This is a genomic window from Sphingobium cupriresistens, assembly GCF_004152865.1.
In the GTDB taxonomy this organism is placed as follows: domain Bacteria; phylum Pseudomonadota; class Alphaproteobacteria; order Sphingomonadales; family Sphingomonadaceae; genus Sphingobium; species Sphingobium cupriresistens.
This window is the reverse complement of the sequence record NZ_SEOO01000039.1, coordinates 21,400-29,509: the sequence shown is the minus strand read 5'-3', so window position 1 is coordinate 29,509 and position 8,110 is coordinate 21,400. Positions and strand designations below refer to the sequence as shown.

Here is an 8,110-nt window from a genome sequence, read left to right as displayed (position 1 = left end):
TGAAAATTACACCAATGCCGGGGGGAGTGGCCCTCGGGCTACGCCCTCACGCCACTCCCCCCGGCATGTAACACGATGGCCTGGTTTTACGCCGCCGAATGGCCGACTTTTGCTCCGCCGTTGACACCTGACCTTCGGCGGCGGTCCCATCGGCAATTATATGAGCCACGCCGTCGTCAGTATGGTGCAACGATTGCGCGAGAACGCGGGTCTGGGCCTTCTATTCGCCAATGGTGGTTTTGCTACCCATAATCATACCATAATATTGGGCAGCAGACCCATCGCGGCGGCGCATTTTCCCCGGAGCTTCGACTATCAGGCGGATGCTGACGCCCATCGCGGCGAAGCGCCGGCGCTGGTTGAAACTTATGTGGGACCAGCGGCGATCGAAACTTACACCGTACTTTATAACAGAGATGGGTCAATCAAACATGGCGTTGTCGTTGCGATCACGGTCGATGGTCGACGGACTTTAGCCAAAGTCCCGGCTGAGGAGAGCGCAACTCTTGATCTCCTTATCAGCGGAGATGTCGAACCTGTCGGGATGACGGGCGAGATAGCCGGAAACGCAAATGGGGATCAGATTTGGTTGCGAACAGGGTGATCACAGGTGAATGATATCTGACGGCAGGATGGCATTTCACGACTACCCGCTTCCTGCGATTATGGATATAAAGCGGACGCCAGCGACACGGCCCGTCCTGTTGTCACTTGAAGCGGTCATTTGGCCGTTCAAGCATGAATCACAGTGATCTCTCGCTACAGATAATATTGTATATTATTTTGCTTAAGTCTTCGAACATCGTCCGGGTGGGTTGGCGGGCTTTGGCCCATCGTCTTGGCAATATCCAGATGACCACGGGGCTGCCCTATCGTTCAAGCACCCCCACATCTTGGCCTTGTCCTCATTGACCGCACCATCTGAATAACGGGGATACCACAGGGCGCGACCTATTTTACGGAAGGGCTGCAATCTCGTTGTCTACAGGCTGGCAATTTCGATTGGTTCTGAACGAGGAGAAAGGTTGTCGTGAAAGGTCATTCCTTGTCACTCCTGGCCGTTTCCGGTTCGCCGATACGGTGCAAAAAATCGCGCTCGAAATATTCCATAAATCGGGGGCGGAAATGCAGATCAACGGTGAAGTCGTTGCAGTCGTTACGGGCGGAGCATCGGGGCTGGGCGAGGCAACGGCGAGAGCTCTGGCCGCAGCGGGCGCCAAAATAGCCATTTTCGACATGAGCGACGCCTCTGGTTCTGCTCTGGCATCGGAAATCGGGGGAATTTTCTGCAAGGTAGATGTGACGTCGGACGATCAGGTCGACGCGGGCTTCGCCAAAGCCCGCGCGGCCTTTGGGCAGGAGCGTATCCTGGTCAACTGCGCAGGGATCGCCAACGGCTTCAAGACAGCATCCCGCAACAAGCTGGACGAGGGAATCTCCCGTTTTCCGATGCGAGATTTTGAGCGGGTCGTTCAGATCAACCTGCTTGGCACGTTTCGCTGCATCGCCGCTTCGGCGCAGGGCATGTTGGACCTCGATCCGCTTGAGGACGGAGAACGCGGTGCGATCATCTGCACCGCAAGCGTGGCCGCGCAGGACGGGCAGATGGGGCAAGCCGCCTATTCCGCATCAAAGGCTGGCGTGCTGGGTATGACGCTGCCGATCGCACGCGATCTAATGGGGGAAGGCATTCGGATCAATAGCATTCTGCCGGGCTTGTTCCTCACACCCATGATGCGTGGCCTGCCGGAAAATGTGCAGGCGTCGCTCGGTGCGTCGGTCCCATTTCCCAAGCGTCTTGGCGCGCCGGAGGAATATGCCTCGCTTGCCCTGCACATGATCGGCAACCGCTATCTGAATGGCGAATCCGTTCGCCTTGATGGCGCGATCCGCCTCGGCCCCCGCTAAACAGTTGATCTCATGACCGATGTTTTTATCTATGACGCGGTTCGCACGCCGCGCGGTAAGGGGCGGCCTGACGGCCCTGCACTAGATTACCGCGCTGTCGCTCGCCGCGCAGGTGCTCCAAGCCGTCCGTGATCGCAACGGGCTTGACACCGGGTTGGTCGACGACGTGATTTTGGGATGCGTGATGCCGGTTGCCGAGCAGGGTAGTGACATCGCCCGCATCGCTGCGCTGGTCGCAGGATATGATCCGCGCGTTCCTGGAGTGCAGATTAATCGGTTTTGCGCGTCGGGGCTGGAGGCGTGCAACATGGCGGCGGCCAAAGTAGCGCTGGGCGAAGCGCGATTTGCGATTGCCGGCGGTGTCGAATCCATTTCGCGTGTGGCTCTGGCGGCTGATGGTGGCGCCATGATGGTCGATCCCAGCTTTGCCTTCGATCATTATTATGCCCCCAGGGGTATTGGTGCGGATATGATCGCGACTATCCATGGCTTCAGTCGCGATGACGTCGATGCCTATGCCATGCAGAGCCAGCAACGCGCGGCGCGTGCGTGGGAGGAGGGGCGTTTTGGCCGTTCCATCGTCCCGGTGCTCGATCAGGCCGGTATCGTCATACTCGACCATGACGAACATATGCGCCCGCAAACCGACATGCAGTCGCTTGCAGCGCTCAAGCCTGCCTTCGTGAAGATGGGCGAGGCAGGCTATGATGCAGTAGCGCGCGCCCGATATCCTGCGATGGGACCGATCGACCATGTCCATCATGGCGGGAACGCATCGGGCATCGTTGATGGCGCATCTGCAGTGCTGATCGGCTCCAGGGAGGCCGGAGAAGCCGCCGGGTTGAAACCACGCGCGAAAATATTGGGAACGGCATCCATCGGTTCTGATCCGACAATCATGCTTACTGGACCGGAGTTCGTGACCCGCAAACTGCTCGACCGGCTCGGCATGACGCGCGACGACATCGACCTGTTCGAATTGAACGAGGCCCTTGCGGCGGTCGTGCTGCGCTACATGCAGGCGCTGGACATCGATCCGGCGAAGATCAACGTGAATGGAGGCGCCATCGCCCTGGGGCATCCGCTTGGCACGACCGGGGGCATGATCCTGGGCACGATGGTCGATGAACTGGAGCGATCGGGCAAGGAGACGGCGCTCATCAATCTGTGCGTGGGCGCGGGGATGGGGCACCGCTACGATCATAGCGCGCGTCTGAGGAAGGGACGGACATGGAAAACTTCACCTTGGAAGTCGGCGCGGACGGTGTCGCGATCGTCACTTTCGACATGCCAAATCGATCGATGAACATCATCAGCCATGCGGTTCAGGACGATCTGGGCCTGTTAGCGCAGCGGTTGCATCAGGACGACGCGATCGTCGGGGCCATATTATGTTCGGGCAAGGCGAGCGGATTTTGCGCCGGTGCCGATCTTGTCGAATTGCAGGTCGATGTCGAGCGGTGGCGCGAAGCCGCGACCCAGGAGGATTTGCGGGCGGGATTGGCGGAGGCGGGCGGTTTCAGCCGCCGCATCCGCAATCTGGAGACGCTCGGCAAATCGCTCGTCGCCGTGATCGGCGGGGTTGTTCTTGGCGGGGGACTTGAACTTGCGCTGGGATGTCATCACCGAATTGCGAGGCGTAGCGTGCTATGATGATGTCGACGCCCTGCTGACGGATGAGAAAGCCTTCAACTCCGGCCAGTTCTGGCCCGCGTTACTGGGCGAATATGATCCGGTGCCCGAAGAGGCGCCGATGATATCCATGGACCCGCCTGCGCGCCGGCGTCAAAGCGCTGGACTATCGCTGGAGCTTCAGCCTCTTGGGGCCGCAACGTCACAATCAGCTATTATCGGACCAACCAGTTCGTCATCCAGGACGTCGTGGTGCGCTATGTCGCCCGGCCCGTCAACTATGGCGCGACCCTCGCGTTCAAGTTCGACTGATCCCTTCTCTTCAGGACGGTCGCGGGCCGCAGTCGGGGAGCACCGGGGGGCGGCTTTTTTCTGCATAAAAAGGCCTGAGCCGTTTGCCTTTGGCCATGGTCCCAGCCATCATCGCCCGGATATGAAAAATCCGGATGACGGGGGGAGACAGAGAGCGTGCAGACCGGCCTGTCGGCATGGATATTGGCGATCGTAAAGGCGCTGGAGGATGCGGGGATCGACCCGCCCGCCCTGATGCGCGACATTGACATGGACGCCAGCCGCGTCGGCGATCTGGGCCATCGCTATTCGCAGGATCAGGTGACCAGCCTGTGGATCGCGGCTGTCGAGGCGACTGGCGACCCCAATTTCGGCCTGAAGGTCGCGCGCCATATCCGCCCGTCGACCTTTCATGTCGTGGGTTACGCCATGTCGTGCAGCGCCACATTGCGCCGGGCGGCCGAACGCTTTTCCCATTCCGCCCGGTTGATCTCCGATTCTGCTGCGGTATCCTTCCAGCGTGAAGAGGAAGGTTATCGCCTGACGGTTGATCTCAACACCGGCGGGCGTCAGCCCATCTACCAGACGATCGACACCATGCTCGCGGGCTTCTTCCTGCTGTGCGAATGGATATTGTCCACCTCGATCACGCCGGTCGAGGTCAGTTTCCGCCACCGCAAACCTGCCGATGACCAGGCCTATCGCGACGTCTTTCGCTGTCCTATCCGCTACGGCCAGCCGATCAACAGCATTCTCTTCCCGGTCGAGATACTCGAACGGCCGGTCCCGTCCGCCAACGAGGAACTGGCGACGATGCTGGACGAGATGGCGGCTAAATATCTCGCCTTTCGCTTTGCCAGCCGCTTCTCGCGCAAGGTCCGCGACGCGCTGATCGGGCAATTGCCCAATGGTGAACCGAGCAAGCAGGAAACTGCGCGCCTGCTCGCCATGACCGAACGCACTCTGCTACGCCGCCTGCGCGAGGAGAATACGACCTTTCAGGAGGTGCTCGATCGGCTGCGCGAGGAGCTGGCCTATGACTATCTGCGCCGCCCGGACCTGACGGTCGAAAATATCGCCTATCTGCTGGGCTTTTCCAGCAGCAGCACCTTCTCCCGTGCCTTCATGCGCTGGACCGCGCAGCGGCCGAGCGTGTGGCGGGAGGCGCGGTCGTTGGCCGACCGCAGCCTGGCCGACGACTGACGACCAGAGATCATGACTTTGGCACGATAAGGCGTGTGATGGCGCCCAGGGATATCGCTCTTTGCCCCGCATGGGTTCATGGTGGCGCCAGTCGGCACGGCGACCGATGGACAGGAACGGGGACTGGGCATGACATCCTTGGCCGACGATGCGCGTGCGGATCAGTCATTGACGAATGTCGCGATAGCGGGAGTCCTTCGGGTTGCACCGACTTCCAACCCTTTGCGCTATGTGCGTTTCTGTTTGTGGATGGGACCGACGCTGCTGATCCTGCTAATCCTCTTCTTCGCGCTTTTGGGGCACAATATCCCGCCTTATTCGGCGGCGCTGTCGGCCGATGACATCGCTCGGCATTTCCGCGAGCATACAACCTCCGCGCGGATCGGCATGACGGGCATGATGGTGTCGGGCGTTCTTTATCTGGTATGGGGCATGGGCATTACCAAGGTGATGGAGGCGGCCGAGCGTGACAATGACCTGCTATCGCGTCTGCAACTCTGGGGCGCGGGCTTCACGACCCTGGTGCTGGTGTTTCCGCCCGCCTTCTGGCTGACCGCCGCCTTCCGGCCGGAGGCTGATCCGGCGATCCTGATGATGCTCTACGACACGGGATGGATCATGTTCGACATGGCCTTCTCGCTCACCATGCTTCAGGTCACGGCCTTTGCCCTCTGCTTCCTCAACGACTGGCGCGCCGAGCCGCTCATCCCCAGGCCCGTATGCTGGTTCGCGATCTGGGTCGCGGTCGCCTTCATGGGCTTCTGCTTCCTGCCCTTCTTCCGCGACGGGCCTTTTTCGCGTAGCGGCTTCTTCAACTATTGGGTGGAATTTTCACTCTTTTTCTGGGCGATGCTAATCCTTTCGATCTTCACTCTGCGCGCGCTGACCCGGCTGCAACGCGACACCCCGGCGCCCGCGCCACATGGTTGAAGCCGCCCCGGATCGATCCCGCCCGGTTCCCGGCATATTGACCTTCATTGCCGCCGACATCGCCAACTTCATCCTGTTTTTCGGCTATTTCATGGTCGAACGCATGGCCCAGCCTGCGCTGTTCGCCCGATCGGCGGCGTTGCTCGACATCCGGCTGGGGCTGCTCAACACGCTCCTCCTCATCACCAGCGGCTGGCAGGTGACGCTGGCGGTGGAAGGCGCGCGGACCGGGCATATGCCCAAAGTGCGTCGCCATCTGCTGTGCGCCATCGCCGTCGGCCTGTGCTTCGGCGTCGTCAAGGGCATCGAATATGCGACCAAGATCGCACAGGGCCTGACACCCCGGACCGACGCCTTCTTCACCTTCTACTATGTTTTTACCGGCATCCACCTGCTCCATTATGCCATCGGCATCGCCCTGCTGGTGGCGACTTTCGTGCGGGCGCGGGCGGACCGGGCCGACCCCGGCTTCATCGACTGGACCATATCTTGCGCGCTGTTCTGGCACATGGTCGACCTGCTGTGGATATTTCTGTTCGCGATGCTTTATTTGCAGGGCGCGCGATGACGTGCCCGAACGGACCGACGGCTATCTGGGTCTTGCTGTTGCTGGCGACGCTTGCCGGATTCGGGGGCGCGGGTGCGGCGGGGTGGGGCTTTGCCGCCGTGATGCTGGCCGCCACCGTCAAGGCGCATCTGGTCGTGCGCTATTATATGGAATTGCGCGCCGCCCCGATGGCCTGGCGGCTTCTGTTCGATGGTCTTGTCGGGCTGAGCGGTGCGCTCATCACGGCGCTGCATTTCCTCGACTGACACGTCCGCCTATCCTACAGGCTGGCCGGTGATAAATGGGGGCGGCAGCTGCTTCTACCGTCCATGCCTTTCCCGACCCATTTTTCAGCCGGTCGTCGACAGCGCCAGTTCGATCCCCTTGATCGACGTGCCCGTACTCCACCCGCCATCGACCAGCAGCGTCTGTCCGGTGATATAGCTTGCATCGTCGCTCGCCATGAAATGAACGGCGGCCGCCAGTTCTTCCGGCCGACCGATCCGGCCCAGCAGGGTAAAGACATTGGCGTTGCGGCTCACCATGTCGGGCGCCTCGTCCATCGCCATCGGCGTGTCGATGATGCCGGGCGCGATACAGTTCACGCGGATGCCGCGCGGCCCATATTCGACCGCCGCCGTCTGGGTCAGCGATATGATCCCCGCCTTGGTCGCGGCATATTCGCCCCATTGCAGGAAGCCGCGCATGGCCGTGATTGATGAGATATTGACGATCGACCCACCCGCTGTCATCCGCGCGGCGGCCTCTTTGATGCCCATCTGCACGCCCAATATATGCACCCGCCAGAAACGCTGCGATCGCGCTTCGTCCGCCTCCGCGATGGGTGCCGATGCGGCGATCCCGGCATTGTTGACCAAAATATCGAGCTTGCCGAAGCGGGCGGCTGCATCCTCGCACAATGCCGCCATCTCGTCCGGCTGGCCGACATCGGTGCGGCGGAAAGCGCAGCCCCATTGCAAAGCCAGCACTTCGGCCTGCGGGCTGATATCCGCCACCAGCACATCGGCGCCCGCCGCCCGAAAGCGCTGCGCGATCGCCGCGCCGATCCCCGATCCGGCGCCAGTGACGATCGCGACTTTCCCCGTCAGATCGAACATCAATGAAACTCCACTTCGACGGGCGCCTGCAAACCCAGTTGCCGCATCAGCGCCGCGGTATCCCACAGGCTGCGTTCCAGCACGATCTTGCCATCCTTGAAGGCATGGATGGTCATGCCCTGCACCAGCGTCGTCTTGCCGGTGGCAGGCAGGCCGAGAAAGTCGGACATATGGTGAATTTCCCACGTCCATTCCAGGCAACCGCCTGTTTCATCGCCATGATAGCGGGTGGCGTTGAAATAATGTTTCGACTTGTCGGGATCGGCATTCTCGAATGTCATGAACCAGCGGCGCAGCTTATCGCGATCATTGTCGATGCGGACGCCGAAATTCAGATCCTCATATTCGAACTCTGCCGGATAATTGGCCATCAGTTCTTCCAGCCGATTGTCGAACTGTTCCAGCCAGTCCTGCTCCCATTCCAGATTCATGTGTTCCCTCCACATCATGGAAAAAATGGACCCGGCGCAACGCCGGGTCC

Annotated in this window: 9 protein-coding genes and 1 pseudogene; 8 read left to right on the top strand and 2 right to left on the bottom strand. The window is 60.7% G+C overall.

What is annotated here, in order from left to right:
- The first annotated feature begins 160 nt into the window (after positions 1-160).
- From EWH12_RS18075 to EWH12_RS18040, 8 genes and pseudogenes are all read left to right on the top strand, one after another.
- Positions 161-604 carry a hypothetical protein gene (locus EWH12_RS18075; RefSeq protein WP_129927420.1) on the top strand — a complete coding sequence of 148 codons (444 nt, stop codon included), beginning with the start codon at positions 161-163 and terminating at the stop codon, positions 602-604.
- A gap of 521 nt (positions 605-1,125) precedes the next feature.
- Positions 1,126-1,908, top strand: a complete 783-nt coding sequence (locus EWH12_RS18070; RefSeq protein ID WP_129927422.1) for an SDR family NAD(P)-dependent oxidoreductase — start codon at positions 1,126-1,128, stop codon at positions 1,906-1,908.
- A 12-nt stretch (positions 1,909-1,920) separates the two neighbouring features.
- A pseudogene (locus EWH12_RS18065) lies at positions 1,921-3,125 on the top strand (acetyl-CoA C-acetyltransferase).
- A gap of 13 nt (positions 3,126-3,138) precedes the next feature.
- Positions 3,139-3,561: an enoyl-CoA hydratase-related protein gene (locus EWH12_RS18060; protein ID WP_129927419.1), complete on the top strand. Its 423-nt coding sequence runs from the start codon at positions 3,139-3,141 to the stop codon at positions 3,559-3,561.
- 447 nt (positions 3,562-4,008) lie between these two features.
- Positions 4,009-5,034, top strand: coding sequence for an AraC family transcriptional regulator (locus tag EWH12_RS18055; protein ID WP_129927418.1), 1,026 nt, complete (start codon positions 4,009-4,011; stop codon positions 5,032-5,034).
- 249 nt (positions 5,035-5,283) lie between these two features.
- Positions 5,284-5,964, top strand: a complete 681-nt coding sequence (locus tag EWH12_RS18050; protein WP_129927417.1) for a hypothetical protein — start codon at positions 5,284-5,286, stop codon at positions 5,962-5,964.
- Complete coding sequence (locus EWH12_RS18045) at positions 5,957-6,532, top strand: cytochrome c oxidase subunit 3 (RefSeq protein WP_129927416.1); 576 nt, start codon at positions 5,957-5,959, stop codon at positions 6,530-6,532. Before EWH12_RS18050 ends, EWH12_RS18045 begins: the two co-directional genes overlap by 8 nt.
- Positions 6,529-6,777: a cytochrome C oxidase subunit IV family protein gene (locus EWH12_RS18040; protein WP_129927415.1), complete on the top strand. Its 249-nt coding sequence runs from the start codon at positions 6,529-6,531 to the stop codon at positions 6,775-6,777. Before EWH12_RS18045 ends, EWH12_RS18040 begins: the two co-directional genes overlap by 4 nt.
- 84 nt (positions 6,778-6,861) lie before the next feature.
- On the opposite strand, the gene EWH12_RS18035 is transcribed toward EWH12_RS18040, so the two are convergent.
- Both EWH12_RS18035 and EWH12_RS18030 read right to left on the bottom strand, forming a co-directional pair.
- The gene (locus EWH12_RS18035; RefSeq protein ID WP_066602449.1) at positions 6,862-7,629 is read right to left on the bottom strand and encodes an SDR family NAD(P)-dependent oxidoreductase; all 768 of its coding nucleotides are present in this window, start codon (positions 7,627-7,629) and stop codon (positions 6,862-6,864) included.
- Positions 7,629-8,060 (bottom strand): ester cyclase, encoded by a 432-nt coding sequence (locus EWH12_RS18030; RefSeq protein ID WP_165363657.1) that lies wholly within the window; start codon positions 8,058-8,060, stop codon positions 7,629-7,631. Before EWH12_RS18030 ends, EWH12_RS18035 begins: the two co-directional genes overlap by 1 nt.
- Between the last annotated feature and the right edge of the window lie 50 nt (positions 8,061-8,110).